This is a genomic window from Enterobacter cloacae complex sp. P47BA (assembly GCF_014930485.1).
Lineage (GTDB): Bacteria > Pseudomonadota > Gammaproteobacteria > Enterobacterales > Enterobacteriaceae > Enterobacter > Enterobacter bugandensis.
The window spans coordinates 81,601-96,495 of the sequence record NZ_JADBRF010000003.1; the positions used below are offsets into that span (position 1 = coordinate 81,601).

The 14,895-nt window shown below is 55.0% G+C and carries 21 protein-coding genes; 9 read left to right on the top strand and 12 right to left on the bottom strand.

The window, feature by feature from the left end:
- The first annotated feature begins 127 nt into the window (after positions 1-127).
- Positions 128-781: an isoprenoid biosynthesis glyoxalase ElbB gene (gene elbB / locus IM299_RS05105; RefSeq protein ID WP_047364720.1), complete on the top strand. Its 654-nt coding sequence runs from the start codon at positions 128-130 to the stop codon at positions 779-781.
- On the top strand, positions 778-1,503 hold the full coding sequence (mtgA, locus tag IM299_RS05110; protein WP_028014572.1) for a monofunctional biosynthetic peptidoglycan transglycosylase: 726 nt from the start codon (positions 778-780) through the stop codon (positions 1,501-1,503). The genes elbB and mtgA overlap by 4 nt, the downstream gene beginning before the upstream one ends.
- Before the next feature lie 38 nt (positions 1,504-1,541).
- Here mtgA and npr read toward each other — a convergent pair whose 3' ends face one another.
- The 11 genes from npr to IM299_RS05165 all read right to left on the bottom strand — a co-directional run bounded on the left by npr (position 1,542) and on the right by IM299_RS05165 (position 9,461).
- Positions 1,542-1,814, bottom strand: coding sequence for a PTS phosphocarrier protein NPr (gene npr, locus IM299_RS05115; RefSeq protein WP_025756690.1), 273 nt, complete (start codon positions 1,812-1,814; stop codon positions 1,542-1,544).
- Complete coding sequence (gene rapZ / locus IM299_RS05120; protein ID WP_014885397.1) at positions 1,811-2,665, bottom strand: RNase adapter RapZ; 855 nt, start codon at positions 2,663-2,665, stop codon at positions 1,811-1,813. Before rapZ ends, npr begins: the two co-directional genes overlap by 4 nt.
- A gap of 45 nt (positions 2,666-2,710) precedes the next feature.
- Positions 2,711-3,202, bottom strand: coding sequence for a PTS IIA-like nitrogen regulatory protein PtsN (gene ptsN, locus IM299_RS05125; RefSeq protein ID WP_008501443.1), 492 nt, complete (start codon positions 3,200-3,202; stop codon positions 2,711-2,713).
- 82 nt (positions 3,203-3,284) lie between these two features.
- Positions 3,285-3,572 carry a ribosome hibernation promoting factor gene (gene hpf / locus IM299_RS05130; RefSeq protein WP_014171818.1) on the bottom strand — a complete coding sequence of 96 codons (288 nt, stop codon included), beginning with the start codon at positions 3,570-3,572 and terminating at the stop codon, positions 3,285-3,287.
- Positions 3,573-3,594: 22 nt separating this feature from the next.
- A complete protein-coding gene (rpoN, locus tag IM299_RS05135) occupies positions 3,595-5,028 on the bottom strand; it encodes an RNA polymerase factor sigma-54 (RefSeq protein ID WP_048956710.1) in 1,434 nt (477 codons plus the stop codon).
- A 47-nt stretch (positions 5,029-5,075) separates the two neighbouring features.
- Entirely contained in the window at positions 5,076-5,801 is a 726-nt protein-coding gene (lptB, locus tag IM299_RS05140) for an LPS export ABC transporter ATP-binding protein (RefSeq protein ID WP_028014570.1), read from the bottom strand.
- A gap of 6 nt (positions 5,802-5,807) precedes the next feature.
- Complete coding sequence (lptA, locus tag IM299_RS05145) at positions 5,808-6,362, bottom strand: lipopolysaccharide ABC transporter substrate-binding protein LptA (RefSeq protein WP_028014569.1); 555 nt, start codon at positions 6,360-6,362, stop codon at positions 5,808-5,810.
- Complete coding sequence (lptC, locus tag IM299_RS05150) at positions 6,331-6,906, bottom strand: LPS export ABC transporter periplasmic protein LptC (RefSeq protein WP_028014568.1); 576 nt, start codon at positions 6,904-6,906, stop codon at positions 6,331-6,333. Before lptC ends, lptA begins: the two co-directional genes overlap by 32 nt.
- Positions 6,903-7,469 carry a 3-deoxy-manno-octulosonate-8-phosphatase KdsC gene (gene kdsC, locus IM299_RS05155; protein WP_025756695.1) on the bottom strand — a complete coding sequence of 189 codons (567 nt, stop codon included), beginning with the start codon at positions 7,467-7,469 and terminating at the stop codon, positions 6,903-6,905. The genes lptC and kdsC overlap by 4 nt, the downstream gene beginning before the upstream one ends.
- A 14-nt stretch (positions 7,470-7,483) precedes the next feature.
- Positions 7,484-8,470 carry an arabinose-5-phosphate isomerase KdsD gene (kdsD, locus tag IM299_RS05160; protein WP_028014567.1) on the bottom strand — a complete coding sequence of 329 codons (987 nt, stop codon included), beginning with the start codon at positions 8,468-8,470 and terminating at the stop codon, positions 7,484-7,486.
- Between the two features lie 13 nt (positions 8,471-8,483).
- On the bottom strand, positions 8,484-9,461 hold the full coding sequence (locus IM299_RS05165; protein ID WP_193357121.1) for a calcium/sodium antiporter: 978 nt from the start codon (positions 9,459-9,461) through the stop codon (positions 8,484-8,486).
- A 227-nt stretch (positions 9,462-9,688) separates the two neighbouring features.
- Here IM299_RS05165 and mlaF point away from each other — a divergent pair, with 227 nt between their 5' ends.
- From mlaF to murA, 7 genes are all read left to right on the top strand, one after another.
- Positions 9,689-10,501 (top strand): phospholipid ABC transporter ATP-binding protein MlaF, encoded by an 813-nt coding sequence (gene mlaF, locus IM299_RS05170; protein WP_028014565.1) that lies wholly within the window; start codon positions 9,689-9,691, stop codon positions 10,499-10,501.
- Between the two features lie 7 nt (positions 10,502-10,508).
- Positions 10,509-11,291: a lipid asymmetry maintenance ABC transporter permease subunit MlaE gene (mlaE, locus tag IM299_RS05175; protein WP_028014564.1), complete on the top strand. Its 783-nt coding sequence runs from the start codon at positions 10,509-10,511 to the stop codon at positions 11,289-11,291.
- A 4-nt stretch (positions 11,292-11,295) separates the two neighbouring features.
- Positions 11,296-11,844: an outer membrane lipid asymmetry maintenance protein MlaD gene (gene mlaD, locus IM299_RS05180; protein ID WP_041911946.1), complete on the top strand. Its 549-nt coding sequence runs from the start codon at positions 11,296-11,298 to the stop codon at positions 11,842-11,844.
- 17 nt (positions 11,845-11,861) lie between these two features.
- Entirely contained in the window at positions 11,862-12,497 is a 636-nt protein-coding gene (mlaC, locus tag IM299_RS05185) for a phospholipid-binding protein MlaC (RefSeq protein WP_028014562.1), read from the top strand.
- On the top strand, positions 12,497-12,790 hold the full coding sequence (gene mlaB / locus IM299_RS05190) for a lipid asymmetry maintenance protein MlaB (RefSeq protein ID WP_028014561.1): 294 nt from the start codon (positions 12,497-12,499) through the stop codon (positions 12,788-12,790). Before mlaC ends, mlaB begins: the two co-directional genes overlap by 1 nt.
- A 126-nt stretch (positions 12,791-12,916) precedes the next feature.
- Positions 12,917-13,171 carry a BolA family iron metabolism protein IbaG gene (gene ibaG, locus IM299_RS05195; protein WP_008501458.1) on the top strand — a complete coding sequence of 85 codons (255 nt, stop codon included), beginning with the start codon at positions 12,917-12,919 and terminating at the stop codon, positions 13,169-13,171.
- Between the two features lie 50 nt (positions 13,172-13,221).
- Positions 13,222-14,481, top strand: coding sequence for a UDP-N-acetylglucosamine 1-carboxyvinyltransferase (murA, locus tag IM299_RS05200; protein WP_028014560.1), 1,260 nt, complete (start codon positions 13,222-13,224; stop codon positions 14,479-14,481).
- Positions 14,482-14,542: 61 nt separating this feature from the next.
- Here murA and sfsB read toward each other — a convergent pair whose 3' ends face one another.
- A complete protein-coding gene (gene sfsB, locus IM299_RS05205; RefSeq protein WP_028014559.1) occupies positions 14,543-14,830 on the bottom strand; it encodes a DNA-binding transcriptional regulator SfsB in 288 nt (95 codons plus the stop codon).
- Positions 14,831-14,895 lie beyond the last annotated feature (65 nt).

A 14,895-nucleotide genomic window follows, 5' to 3' on the forward strand; every position in this document is an offset into this window, starting at 1 on the left:
GGCCGCACGCAGATAAGATAGCAAATCTTAAATGGTTTGTTACATGAATCAGTGAAATGTGTGAAGCATAGCGTTTTAATCAAAATTATTAATGTGCTTCAGCGAGTTGCAAAGAAGGATCGTCAAGATGAAAAAAATTGGTGTTGTCCTGAGCGGATGCGGTGTTTTTGATGGTTCAGAAATACATGAAGCCGTAATCACGCTGCTGGCCCTGACGAAACAGGGAGCAGAGGTTATCTGTTTTGCACCCGACAAAAATCAGTCGGATGTGATTAACCATCTGACCGGCGAGCCGATGGCCGAAACGCGTAACGTGCTGATTGAAGCCGCGCGTATTGCCCGGGGAGAGATTCATCCGCTGGCGAAGGCAGATGCCGCTGAACTGGATGCGCTCATTGTGCCGGGCGGCTTCGGCGCCGCGAAAAATCTCAGCACCTTTGCAGCCGAAGGTGCCGCATGCACGGTGGACCCTGATCTCAAAGCGCTGACGCTGGCGATGCATGCCGCGGGCAAGCCGCTGGGCTTTATCTGTATTGCACCGGCCATGCTGCCAAATATTTTCGATTTTCCGTTACGGCTGACGATCGGAACCGATATTGATACCGCAGAGGTCGTCGAGGATATGGGGGGCGAACACGTTCCGTGCCCGGTCGATGACATTGTGGTGGATGAGGACAACAAAGTTGTCACCACGCCCGCGTATATGCTGGCGAAGAATATTGCGGAAGCCGCCGTGGGCATTGAAAAGCTGGTCGCCCGGGTGCTGGTGCTGACGGAATGAGACGTCAGTTTTCCGCAGGCGCATGGGTGAAACGCCTTCTTTTCCGCATCGTACTCGTCCTGGCGGTGTTCTGGGGAGGTGGGCTGGCCGTGTTCAGCATTTTGCCGGTACCGTTTTCAGCGGTCATGGTTGAGCGCCAGCTTAGCGCGTGGTTCTCCGGTGATTTCGGCTATGTTGCCCATTCTGACTGGGTGAGCATGGATGAAATTTCTCCGTTCATGGGGCTGGCGGTTATCGCGGCGGAAGATCAAAAATTCCCGGAGCACTGGGGGTTCGATGTGGCTGCGATTGAAAAGGCGCTGGCCCATAACGAACGTCACGAAAACCGCGTGCGCGGTGCGTCAACGCTGTCGCAGCAGACGGCTAAAAACCTGTTCCTGTGGGATGGGCGAAGCTGGGTGCGAAAAGGGCTGGAAGCGGGTCTGACCCTGGGAATGGAAACGGTCTGGAGCAAAAAGCGTATTCTGACCGTTTACCTTAATATCGCCGAGTTCGGCGACGGGGTATTTGGTGTCGAAGCTGCATCACAACGCTATTTTAATAAACCTGCCAGCAGGCTGAGCATGTCGGAGGCGGCGCTGCTCGCGGCTGTTCTGCCTAATCCTGTCCGCTTCAAGGCCAGCGCCCCGTCAGGGTACGTGCGAAGCCGTCAGGCGTGGATCATGCGCCAGATGCGCCAGCTGGGTGGGGAAGGGTTTATGGAGAGAAATGCGTTAATGTAGGGCGGGTAAGCGCAGCGCCACCCGCCAGAATAGCAGGCCTAATCTTCGTCGAACCCGGCGTTAAACAGCGCAACTACCGCTGCCAGAGCTTCCTCTTCCTGAGGACCGGTGGCTTCAACCTCAATCTGACGCCCTTTGGCGGAGTCCAGCATCAGCAGCGCAATAACGCTGTTGGCTTCCGCTTCGGTGCCTTCGTCATTACGCAGCAGCACTTCTGCATCGAAACCCTGCATCAGCTCAAACAGCTTCATCGCCGGGCGTGCATGCATGCCCAGCTTATTGGTGATCTCAACGGTTTGTTTTACGGTCATGTTTTACGTTTTTCCAGCGTGCGATGACGGGACTGAACGTTCTTACCGCGCGAGCGGAAATAGTCGGCCAGCTGTTCGGCGATGTAGACCGAACGATGTTTACCGCCGGTACAGCCAATCGCCACCGTCAGGTAGCTACGATTGTTTGTCTCCAGCATAGGTAACCATAGCTCAAGGTAGCTTCGCGTCTGGTAGATAAAATTGTGAACTTCTGTGTGTCGGTCGAGGAACGCCGCCACGGGCTTATCCAGACCGGTCATTGGACGCAGTTTGGGATCCCAGTGCGGGTTCGGCAGGAAGCGCACGTCGAAAACATAGTCCGCATCAATCGGAATACCGTGTTTAAAGCCGAAGGATTCGAACACCATCGTCAGCTCGCGCTCGCGTTTGCCCAGCAGCCGGGTTCGCAGCATTTCCGCCAGCTCGTGAACGGACATCTCTGAGGTGTCGACAATCAGATCGGCACGAGAGCGCAGCGGCTCAAGCAGATCGCTCTCTTCGTCGATGGCGCTCTCCAGCGAAAGATTCTTGCTGGAAAGCGGGTGCAGACGACGGGTGTCGCTGTAGCGGCGGATCAGGGTATTGCGGTCGGCATCAAGGAACAGCAGCTGAGGCGAGAACGCGTCAGGCAGGTTACTCATTGCCTGTTCGAAGATCTCTGGCGATTCCGGCATGTTACGAACGTCGATACTGACGGCGGCGGAGGTTTGTCTCTCCGCTAACGTGCGTGCCAGATCGGGCAATAACACGACCGGCAGGTTATCGACGCAGTAAAAACCCATGTCTTCCAGCGCGCGCAGGGCAACGGATTTCCCCGACCCTGAACGACCGCTGACAATCATCAGCACCATGTTCCGTTTCTCCTCAGGACAACAGATGTGAAGGCCATCACCTGGTTATGCGTCATCCTGATTGCCTTCTGCTTCAGTGATAATTTGATAAAGCTCTTCATCACTTTGGGCTGAGCGCAGTCGACGGCAGATCGTTTTATCCGCCAGACGTTTAGCAACCAGCGAAAGCGTATGCAGGTGGGTCTTGGTCTGGTCGGCAGGCACCAGCAGCGCGAAGAGGAGATCGACGGGCTGGTTATCAATGGCGTCAAAAGCGATTGGGGTTTCCAGTTGCACAAACACACCGACGGCACGCAGGGTGTCCTCTTCCAGCTTGCCGTGTGGGATCGCGATGCCGTTGCCGATACCGGTACTGCCCATCTTTTCACGGGTCAGAATGGCTTCGAACACCACCTGCGGCGGCAGGCCCAGCTGTTTTGCAGCCAATTCACTGATGATCTCCAGCGCACGTTTTTTGCTCTGGCAGTGAACGGCACTGCGGGTACATTCCTGGTTAAGGACATTGCTCAGTTGAAGAGCGGAATCGTTGTTCATCATAATTTCACCTAAGCGCTAACTGTACAAATGGCCCGTTGTGTTTCACAACAGGCCGTCCTGCACCCGTTAACTGCCCGGACAATTAGTGTTGTTTCAGTTTATCTTTATGTTTATTGAGCTGTCGCGCAAGCTTGTCAATCAAGCCGTCGATAGCCGCGTACATGTCTTGCCCTTCCGCACTGGCATGGAGTTCACCCCCGTTAACATGCAGGGTTGCATCCGAGATATGAGTCACTTTCTCCACTTTTAACACAACGTAGACCTGATTGATCCTTTCGAAATACTGCTCGAGTTTCGCGAACTTAGCGTTCACGAAGTCACGTAAAGCCTCAGTAATCTCGACGTTATGTCCTGTGATATTGAGCTGCATAGTGTCTTCCTTATCGGTTGTGTCAGACCAGCTGTTTACGCTGGTTAGACGGCGGAATGGATAAAGACTCTCGATACTTCGCAACAGTACGACGTGCCACCATAATACCCTGATCGGACAGCATGGTGGTCAACTTACTGTCACTTAGTGGCTTCGCGGGATTCTCCGCGGCGATCAACTTCTTCACCAGGGCGCGAATCGCCGTTGAGGAGGCTTCGCCGCCACCCTCGGTGTTCACGTGGCTGGAGAAGAAATACTTAAGCTCAAAAATACCGCGCGGACTGTGCAGATACTTCTGCGTAGTAACGCGGGAAATAGTGGATTCATGCATCTCGACGGCCTGGGCGATATCCGCCAGCACCATCGGCTTCATATACTCTTCGCCCTGCTCAAAGAATGCCTGCTGCTGTTCGACGATGCAGCGGCTCACGCGAAGCAGGGTATCATTCCGGCTCTCCAGGCTCTTGATCAACCATCGCGCTTCCTGAAGATTGCTGCGAATATATTGATTGTCAGAGTCGTTGCGCGCGCTGGTACACATGGAGGCGTACTGCTGGTTGATTTGCAGGCGAGGGATGCTGTCAGAGTTCAGTTCAACGACCCAGCGGTCATTGTGTTTTCTGACCAGCACGTCCGGGATAACGTACTCGGGTTCGCTGGTCTGGATCGACTGACCGGGACGCGGATCGAGGGACTGGATCAGATTTACCGCCTCTTTCAGCACCTCTTCCTTCAGGCGCGTGACGCGCATCAGGGTGCGGAAATCGTGGTTAGCCAGAAGATCCAGATGATCGCTGATGATTAAGCGTGCCTCGTCGAGCCACGGCGTCTCTTTGCTGAACTGAGAAAGCTGGATCAGCAAACAGTCGCGCAGGTCTTTAGCGGCCACCCCGACCGGATCGAAGCGCTGAATGCGTTTCAGTACCGCTTCAATCTCCTCAATCTCAATCTCTTCATCGCCGATGCTTTCCAGAATGTCGTCCAGCGTGACGGTCAAATAACCGGTGTCATCAACGGCGTCGACAATCGAGGTGGCAATGGCGCGGTCGGTATCGGAGAAGGGGGTAAGCTCTACCTGCCACATCAGGTAATCCTGCAGCGACTGGGTGGTTTCGCCCTGGTAGACCGGTAGCTCGTCGTCCTGGTAGTCTGCACGCGTGCCGGAGGGGGTTCCGGCGGTATAGATTTCATCCCAGCTGGCATCCAGCGGAAGCTCGTCCGGCATCTCTTTTTGTTCGAGTGCATCCGCGGTGTCGAGCGCTTCTGTGTCCTGTGACTGCTGGGTATCTACCTCGTCATGAAGATCGGCTTGCTCCAGCAGGGGATTGCTGTCCAGCGCCTGCTGGAGCTCCTGCTGGAGTTCTAAGGTGGACAGTTGCAACAGACGAATTGCCTGCTGTAACTGCGGCGTCATCGCCAGCTGTTGGCTGAGCCTTAATTGCAAACCTTGCTTCATGTTCAGAGCATTTTTCTCCGGTTCGGCGTTACGTTACCTCTACCCTATCAGAGTCTGAAGTCTTCCCCAAGATAGACGCGCTTAACATGATCGTCTTCGAGGATCTGCTGCGGCGTACCGTGAGCGATCAGATTGCCCTGGCTCACGATATACGCGCGTTCACATACCGCCAGCGTTTCACGAACGTTGTGGTCGGTGATCAGCACGCCAAGTCCGCTGTCACGCAGATGCTCGATAATGCGTTTAATGTCGATAACGGAGATCGGGTCAACGCCCGCAAACGGTTCATCCAGAAGGATAAACTTCGGATTGGCGGCCAGCGCGCGCGCAATCTCAACACGACGGCGTTCCCCCCCGGACAAGGCCTGGCCCAGGCTGTCGCGCAGATGTTCGATATGAAACTCTTCCATCAGCTCGTTGGCGCGATCCTGACGCTGTTCGTTGGTCAGGTCGTCGCGAATTTGCAGGACCGCCATCAGGTTATCAAAGACGCTCAGACGACGGAAAATAGAGGCTTCCTGCGGCAGATAGCCGATGCCACGGCGCGCGCGCGCGTGCAGCGGCAGCAGGCTGATATCTTCATCGTCAATAATAATGTTGCCGGCATCGCGCGGCACAATACCCACCACCATGTAGAAGGTGGTGGTTTTACCCGCACCGTTCGGGCCAAGCAGGCCCACAATTTCGCCGGAGTTGACGGTCAGACTGACATCTTCTACGACACGGCGGCCCTTATAGGCCTTCGCGAGATTTTTTGCAGTTAATGTTGCCATAGCGAATTAGTTACTCTTCTTCTGTGCCGGGGCCTGGCCCTTGCCTTTGTCCTGCAGCTGCGACGGAACCAGCACGGTGGTTACGCGTTTGCCTTTCTCGCTGGAGGCCTGCATTTTTTGCTCTTTCACCAGATAGGTAATCTGGTCACCGGTAATATTGCTGTCCAGCTGTTCCAGATACGCGTTTCCGGTCAGGATGACCAGGTCCTTCGCCAGTTCATAGTGCATATGCGAGGCGTGGCCCTTCACCGGCTTGCCGTTGTCCTGCATCTGGTAGAAGGTGGCCGGGTTGCCGTAACCATCAATGATCTCTTTGCCCTGCTCGCCGCCCGGACGGGTAACGACCACTTTATCGGCGTTAATTTTGATGGTCCCCTGAGTCATGACGACGTTACCCGTGAAGGTGACGACGTTACCCTGCATATCGAGAGACTGGGTGTCGGACTCGATATGGATCGGCTGGTCGGTATCGCCCGTTACAGCAAGCGCGGGGAGACTGGCCGCCAGCATCGCGCTGGCGATAATTACTTTAAGGCTGAGTTTGTTTGTTTTGAATTTCATAGGAGGTTCTAACCTTTTCAATCAGCTCGGCGTTCTTGCTGCGTAAGTTCCCGCGCATTCTTAAACCGCTGGAATTAAATGTTGTGCCATACAGTGTGACCAGATCCTGCGACGTCACGTCCTGGGTTACCAGGTTGATCTGGGCATTATCCGTCGTAATTTTTCGCAGTTGCGAGTCAGCGGTCAGGGCGTTGACTTCAACGTGGCCATACAGATAAAGCATACGATCATTTGTCAGTTTGGCCCGATCTGACTTAATTGACCACGTCGGCACTTTGTCTTTATCGAAAGTGGTCATGACAGGTTGGGTAAACCACGAAACGCCGTCATCGGAAAAGTATTCAACGTGCTGGGCAATCAGGCGATAATTCAGCGCACCTTCCGGGCTATAGACCACGGTGTCGCTGTGATCGCTTTTATAGGTTGGATCGTTATTGTTGACGACTTCCGTTTGCGTATCGTCGCGATCGGCAAGGTTCACGCCAATCAATACCAGTGCGACAAGCGAAAGCAGAATGATAACCCAACGTCTGGTTTTACTCATATCGATTGCCCTTTGGCTTCATCAAGCTTGCCCTGCGCCAGCAGAAGCAGATCGCAGACTTCACGGACGGCACCCCGGCCACCGTTGATGTGGGTAACGTAGTCAGCGCGCGGGATCAACAGCGGATGAGCATCAGCAACCGCGATGCTGAGACCGACTTCAGCCATCACCGGCCAGTCAATCAGGTCGTCTCCAACGTAGGCCACGTTTTCCGGTGCGATAGCCAGTTTACCCAGTAAATCATTGAACGCTGCCATCTTATCGGATTGACCCTGGTAAAGATGGGTAATGCCTAAGGTTTCACAGCGGTCTTCTACCAGTTTAGCTTTTCGTCCGGTGATGATAGCAACCTCGATACCCGAGGTGAGCGCACAGCGGATACCGTAGCCGTCGCGAACGTTAAACGCTTTCAGCTCTTCACCATTATTGCCCATGTAAATCAGGCCATCGGAAAGTACGCCATCCACATCCAGAATGAGCAGACGAATATTTTCCGCCTTTGCCATCATCTGGGTACTGACCGGACCATAACAGGTTGCAAGGGATGCACCCGCATTACTCATTGTCTTATCCTTTATTACACTACGCCAGCGCGCAGCAGATCATGCATATGTACCACACCCAGCAACTGGTCGCCATCGGCAACCATAACGGAGGTGATATGGCGGGACTGCATCAGGTTCAGCACATCCACGGCCAGCGTTCCCGGACGCACGCGAATGCCGCCGGGCGTCATCACATCGGCAATGCCGAGCGTGCGGACATCTACACCCATGTCGAACACGCGACGCAGGTCGCCATCGGTGAAGATCCCCTGAATTTTCATCAGATCGTCGCACACGACCGTCATACCCAAATTCTTACGGGTGATTTCCAGCAGCGCATCACGCAGGGAGGCTTCTTTGCTGACGTGAGGGATCTCATCCCCGGTGTGCATAATATCGTTTACCCGCAGCAGCAGCTTGCGCCCCAGCGCGCCGCCCGGATGGGAGAGCGCGAAATCTTCCGGCGTAAAACCGCGAGCTTCAAGCAGCGCGACGGCAAGCGCATCGCCCATGACCAGCGCGGCGGTGGTGCTGGACGTTGGTGCCAGGCCGAGCGGGCAGGCCTCTTTCGGTACTTTAACGCACAGATGAATATCGGCCGCACGCGCCATGCTACTTTCCGGACGGCTGGTCATGCAAATCAGCGGCACCTGCAGACGCTTCAGTACGGGGATCAATGCCAGAATTTCATTGGACTCACCGGAGTTGGACAGCGCGATAACGACATCCTGCGGCGTGACCATCCCCAGGTCGCCGTGCGCGGCTTCCCCCGGATGTACAAAGAAGGACGAGGTTCCGGTGCTGGCAAACGTTGCCGCCATTTTGCGCCCAATGTGGCCGGACTTGCCCATCCCCATCACCACGACTTTCCCGGCACAGTAGAATATCTTCTCACATGCCAGACTAAAATCCTGATTAATGTACTGATCTAACTGCGCCAGACCTTCACGTTCAATCTCCAGAACCTCTTTGCCTGCTTTCTGAAAGTCAAAACCCGGCTGCAATTCTATTTGCGACATAATGCGTTTCCGTTTACCCAGAGAGAAGAGGCGAGAGCCAGTACAGCATCGCCATCCATACGATAAATCCACCCGTCAGCAGCGCGCCTGCGCCTTTGCCGATCTGGCGTTGCCGCCGCCAGCAGAGCAGGGCAAATATCACGCTGACCAGCAACATCACCCCGTAATCGCGTGAAAACGCCAGAGGATTAAACGGCCCCGGCGTAATCAGAGCCGGCAGGCCCATGACAATCGCGATATTAAATATGTTCGAGCCGATGATATTACCAATGGCGATGTCATCTTCCCCTTTACGCGCCCCCGCAATGGCGGTGGCCAGCTCCGGCAGGCTGGTGCCGATAGCAATAACCGTCAGGCCAATCGTCAGTTCGCTCATGGCGAAATAGTTCGCCAGTACCGTCGCGTTATCCACGACCATGCGCGTTGCCATCGGCATGATAATCAGCGCAACGCCAAGCCAGAGGAGGGCGACCGGCAGCGTGCCTTCCCGCGGGAGTTCGGCAACCTGTTCACGCGTCAGGCTATCCTGACCCTGTTTTTCCGCCTGGCGGGCAATTTTAACACTATACAGTAACCAGATGACGGCCAACGCCAGCAGGAAAATGCCGTCGCTATAGCTCAGTACGCCATCATAAAATACGCACCCTGCCAGCAGGCTTACGACTAACATTAGCGGCAATTCACGGCGCAGAACATCAGAATGCACGCGAAATGGATGGAGCAGTGCCGCAAGGCCTAAAATCAGTAATATATTGACGATGTTAGAGCCAATCGCGGTGCCAATTGCCAGGTCTAACTGACCATGCAGCGACGCCGAGACGGAGACGATGATTTCAGGAAGTGACGTGCCAACGCTGACCACGGTCATCCCGATGACTACAGGCGGTATACCCGTCAGGCGACACAGGATAGATGCAGCAAAGACTAAACGGTCAGCACTGTAGACCACTAACAGTAAACCAATGATTAACAGTGCTGTTGCTAAAAGCATCAAAAGTCCTTTCTTCAGGTATACTTGTCGGTCCATCGCGCGGGAATGGCTGGACTGCATACGGTCTGAGGCGTAACGAATTCCTAATTTTGACTTTATGCGCCGGAAAAGTAAAACAAATGCCAGCTTTCGCTAACCTCAACGGCTAATATTCTGTAAAAATGCGGGGTTAAGGGCTGATTCAGGCTGCACGTCTTAACGTGAGCAGGGTAAGAAAGGAACTATAAATGAGCCAAACGATGGCGAATATCGTCGATGTCCGCGGTGTGAGTTTTTCTCGCGGCAATCGACTGATATTCGATGATATTTCGTTGACCGTACCGCGTGGCAAAATCACCGCCATCATGGGGCCGTCCGGGATCGGTAAAACGACCCTCCTGCGCCTAATTGGTGGTCAGATCCCACCGGATAGCGGTGAAATCCTCTTCGATGGCGAAAACGTCCCGGAGATGTCGCGCTCGCGCCTGTATACTGTCCGCAAACGTATGAGTATGCTCTTTCAGTCGGGGGCGTTGTTCACCGACATGAACGTCTTTGATAACGTGGCCTATCCGCTACGCGAGCATACCAGCCTGCCGCCTGAGCTGCTGAAAAGCACGGTGATGATGAAGCTTGAAGCTGTGGGGTTGCGGGGAGCCGCGAAGCTAATGCCTTCGGAGCTGTCCGGCGGGATGGCGCGCCGCGCCGCGCTGGCGCGAGCCATTGCATTAGAGCCCGATTTAATCATGTTCGATGAACCGTTCGTCGGGCAGGATCCCATCACGATGGGCGTGCTGGTAAAGCTCATCTCTGAACTGAACAGCGCGCTCGGCGTCACCTGTATCGTGGTGTCTCACGATGTACCGGAAGTGTTGAGCATTGCCGATTACGCCTATATCGTGGCGGACAAAAAGATCGTTGCACACGGTAGCGCCCAGGCGCTGCAGGAAAATTGCGATCCACGCGTGCGGCAGTTCCTCGACGGTATTGCTGACGGACCCGTACCGTTCCGCTACCCGGCGGGCGATTATCGTGACGATTTACTGGGAATAGGGAGTTAAGCCACTCATGCTGTTAAATGCGTTGGCCGCTCTCGGACACCGTGGCATAAAAACCATCAGGACGTTCGGGCGTGCCGGATTGATGTTATTCAACGCGCTGGTCGGCAAGCCGGAGTTTAGCAAGCACGCCCCTCTGCTGGTGCGTCAGCTTTATAATGTCGGCGTGCTGTCGATGCTCATCATTATTGTTTCCGGTCTGTTTATCGGCATGGTGCTGGGGCTGCAGGGCTACCTTGTTCTGACAACCTACAGTGCGGAAACCAGCCTCGGAATGCTGGTGGCGCTTTCGCTGCTGCGCGAATTGGGTCCGGTTGTGGCGGCACTGCTGTTTGCCGGACGCGCTGGGTCGGCATTAACGGCTGAGATTGGCCTGATGCGTGCGACCGAGCAGCTATCCAGCATGGAGATGATGGCGGTCGATCCGCTGCGTCGCGTGATCTCGCCGCGTTTCTGGGCGGGGGTGATCTCGCTCCCGCTACTGACTATTCTGTTTGTCGCCGTGGGGATCTGGGGCGGTTCGCTGGTTGGGGTCCACTGGAAAGGCATCGATGCCGGCTTCTTCTGGTCCGCGATGCAGGACGCCATCGACCTGCGAATGGATCTGGTTAACTGCCTGATTAAAAGCGTGGTGTTTGCCATTACGGTCACCTGGATTGCATTGTTCAATGGTTACGATGCCATCCCGACCTCGGCGGGCATTAGCCGTGCAACTACACGTACTGTCGTACATTCGTCGCTGGCCGTACTGGGCCTGGATTTTGTGCTCACCGCACTGATGTTTGGGAATTGAGTTCATGCAAACGAGAAAAAATGAAATTTGGGTCGGCGTTTTCCTGCTGCTGGCGCTGCTGGCGGCGCTGTTTATCTGCCTGAGAGCGGCGGATATCACCTCAGTACGCACCGAGCCGACGTATCGCATCTATGCCACGTTCGATAACATCGGCGGGCTGAAGGCGCGTTCACCGGTCCGCATTGGCGGTGTGGTGATCGGCCGCGTATCTGACATTACGCTCGATGAGAAAACGTATCTGCCGCGCGTTGCGATGGATATCGAAGAACGTTACAACCACATTCCGGACACCAGCTCCCTTTCTATCCGTACTTCCGGCCTGCTGGGTGAACAATATCTGGCACTTAACGTCGGCTTTGAAGATCCCGAGCTGGGAACGACTATCCTTAAAGACGGTAGCGTTATCCAGGATACGAAGTCCGCGATGGTGCTGGAGGACATGATTGGTCAGTTCCTTTACAACAGTAAAGGGGATGATAAAAAGTCTGACGATGCCCCTGCGCAGAGTGAAGACCATACCAACGTTGCGCCGACCCCTGGTGCTGCGAATTAATTCAGGAGAAGTCATTCATGTTTAAACGACTGTTAATGGTTGCCATGCTGGTCATTGCCCCTCTCACTGCGGCACATGCTGCGGATCAGAGCAACCCGTACAAACTGATGGACGAAGCTGCGAAGAAAACCTTCGACCGTCTCAAAAACGAACAGCCAAAAATTCGCGCGAATCCTGACTATCTGCGTGACGTGGTTGACCAGGAACTGCTGCCGTATGTGCAGATCAAATATGCGGGAGCGCTGGTGCTGGGCCGCTATTACAAAGACGCCACCCCGGCGCAGCGTGAGGCCTATTTTGCCGCATTCCGTGAATACCTGAAGCAGGCGTATGGTCAGGCGCTGGCGATGTACCACGGTCAGACCTATCAGATCGCCCCGGAGCAGCCGCTGGGTGATGCGACCATCGTGCCTATTCGCGTAACGATCATCGATCCTAACGGCCGTCCGCCGGTGCGCCTGGATTTCCAGTGGCGTAAAAACAGCCAGACCGGCCACTGGCAGGCGTATGACATGATCGCCGAAGGGGTGAGCATGATCACCACTAAACAAAACGAGTGGAGCGACCTGCTGCGCACCAAGGGCATTGATGGCCTGACCGCACAGCTGCAGTCCATTGCTCGTCAGAAAATTACCCTGGACGAGAAGAAGTAATGTCGCAGCAACTCCGCTGGTCGCGTGAAGGTGAGACGTTAAGGCTGTCAGGTGAGCTGGACCAGGATCTGCTGAACCCACTGTGGGATAAACGCCAGGAAGCGATGCAGGGCGTGACGCTTATCGACTTAACCGACGTCACGCGGGTGGATACGGCAGGCGTTGCGCTGCTCGCCCATCTGGTTGCCGTGGGCAAAAAGCAGGGAACAAGCGTCATGCTTCATGGCGCGAGTGACAATGTCGTTACCCTTGCGCAACTCTACAATCTGCCTCAGGACGTACTGCCTCGTTAATATTTTCAGTGCGTTACTTCCGAAAGCCCTGACAGTTTCATCGTCGGGGCTTTTTGCTTGTTTAAGACGACGCCACTTTGCTCTAAGATGTTGGGCTTGTTTTCACTATCAGATGATTAAGAGCCCATGGAAAATCATGAAATCCAGACAGTGCTGATGAATGCACTCTCCCTTCAGGAAGCCCACGTCACTGGCGATGGCAGTCACTTCCAGGTTATTGCTGTGGGTGAGATGTTCGACGGTATGAGCCGTGTGAAGAAGCAGCAGGCTGTGTACGCGCCGCTGATGGAATATATTGCGGATAACCGCATCCACGCCCTGTCGATTAAAGCGTTCACCCCGCAAGAGTGGGCACGCGATCGCAAACTAAACGGTTTTTGAGCTGAGGGCGACAGGCCCGCAGCACGGTTGAATTTATAAGAGAGCACACAATGGATAAATTTCGTGTACAGGGGCCAACGCGTCTCCAGGGCGAAGTCACAATTTCTGGCGCGAAGAACGCCGCGCTGCCAATCCTCTTTGCTGCGCTGCTCGCGGAAGAGCCGGTAGAAATTCAGAACGTACCGAAGCTGAAAGATATCGACACGACCATGAAGTTGCTCACCCAGTTGGGCACTAAAGTTGAGCGCAACGGTTCCGTCTGGATCGACGCCAGCAACGTGAACAACTTCTCTGCGCCTTACGATCTGGTTAAAACCATGCGTGCATCTATCTGGGCGCTTGGCCCGCTGGTGGCACGTTTCGGTCAGGGTCAGGTTTCGCTGCCGGGCGGTTGCGCCATCGGCGCGCGTCCGGTTGACCTGCATATTTTTGGCCTGGAGAAACTGGGCGCAGAGATCAAGCTGGAAGAGGGTTACGTTAAGGCCTCCGTCAACGGTCGTCTGAAAGGCGCGCACATTGTCATGGACAAAGTGAGCGTAGGCGCTACCGTCACCATCATGTCTGCGGCAACGCTGGCAGAAGGTACCACCATCATCGAAAACGCCGCGCGCGAACCGGAGATCGTGGATACCGCCAATTTCCTCGTGGCGCTGGGCGCGAAGATTTCCGGCCAGGGTACTGACCGCATCACCATTGAAGGCGTTGAGCGTCTGGGCGGTGGTGTGTATCGCGTTCTGCCGGACCGTATCGAAACCGGCACCTTCCTGGTGGCTGCGGCGATCTCTGGCGGTAAGATTGTCTGCCGTAATGCACAGCCAGACACTCTGGATGCCGTTCTGGCGAAGCTGCGTGAAGCGGGTGCCGATGTTGAAACCGGTGAAGACTGGATCAGCCTCGACATGCACGGCAAGCGTCCTAAAGCGGTGACCGTGCGTACGGCTCCGCATCCGGCATTCCCGACCGATATGCAGGCACAGTTCACTCTGCTGAACCTGGTGGCCGAAGGAACCGGTGTGATTACCGAGACGATTTTCGAGAACCGTTTTATGCACGTACCGGAACTGATCCGTATGGGTGCACATGCTGAGATCGAAAGTAACACCGTGATTTGCCATGGCGTTGAGAAACTGTCCGGTGCTCAGGTAATGGCAACGGATCTGCGTGCGTCTGCAAGCCTGGTGCTGGCGGGCTGTATCGCGGAAGGCACAACGGTGGTGGATCGTATTTATCACATCGATCGTGGCTATGAACGTATTGAAGACAAACTGCGCGCGCTGGGTGCCAATATCGAGCGTGTGAAGGGCGAGTAATCGTTCCGGCAGCCCCCTGCCAGAAATGACCGGGGGGTTGCTATTCCTGTCAAAAAAACCGTTATCCCTGCGGTTCTGTTTTTGCTTTTCTCTGGCGCATCATGCGCGTTCTGTCGATAAATTCATGAGTAACAGGATCGTGATAACGTGAAGGCCAGATCACCCACGGGTGCGTTTCCAGCGCCGTCGCGATAATCAATTCTCCCTTTGGCCAGGGGCGGGTCAGGGCGTTGGCCAGGGTGGAAGAACTCAGACCATGGCGGCGGGACTCTGCTGCAAGTGACGTACCTCTTTTGCGCAGTGCCGCAATGATATCTGCCGTATGCCAGTCGATAAATTTCGTATCCATAACGCTGTCCTTAAGTTCGGATTCACCTACGCCGTTTCTTCTGAAACGACTGGCTTACTATACTC